This window comes from Alcanivorax sp. HI0044, assembly GCF_001634945.1.
In genome coordinates this window covers 1-617 of record NZ_LWEZ01000039.1, presented here as the reverse complement: position 1 = coordinate 617, position 617 = coordinate 1, and the positions used below count along the sequence as shown (strand labels likewise).

Annotated in this window: 1 protein-coding gene; it reads right to left on the bottom strand. The window is 56.2% G+C overall.

Going from position 1 to position 617, the window contains the following annotated elements; genetic code table 11:
- Nucleotides 1-617, bottom strand: a 617-nt coding sequence (locus tag A3730_RS00455; protein WP_063537223.1) for an oxygenase MpaB family protein, incomplete at both ends; no start/stop codon positions are given.

The following is a 617-nucleotide window of genomic DNA, read 5'->3' as shown; positions in this document are numbered from 1 at the left end:
GATACGCGGCCTGGCGAATAGGGCGAGGAAAGAGGCGGCTGATACGGCCAGCCATCCGCACAAAGCGTTCAAACTTGCGCTGCTTGTCGTCGTTCCATTCCAGCTGCATCTGATCGCGCAGTTCCTGAGGAAGAAAGCCGGTGGTGACAAACCGGTTGAAGCGGCTGAACAGTAACTGGCTAACCGGATTGAGGAATTTCAGATCGGCGATGATCATCAGGAATTCACGCACACGGTCATCAATGCTCAGGTTCTTCAGGCCGTTTTGCCAGTACGCCTCAAAGCCATCCAGATCCCGGGGCCACATGTCCTGGCGAACCTGCAGGGTGGTGCCCAGCGGGTGAGATAACTGATAGAACTCTTCCTGCTCTGCGCGGCTCAGCGTCCGGTTAACTTTCTGATAGGTATCCACAAAGCCCCAATACAGGCAGGCGGCAACCCACATCTGCAGTTCGGGGTCGAAGGCATTGTATTTTACCGGGGAGCTGTCAGTGGAATAGACCTGCTTGTGCGCGCCGTTAACGGCTTTTCGATAGGCCAGCTTTTCTTCGCTCGTGCCCATCATGGCAACGGCCAGATAGGTAAAGGTGGTGCGGGTGCGTTTGAGCGGACGGTGC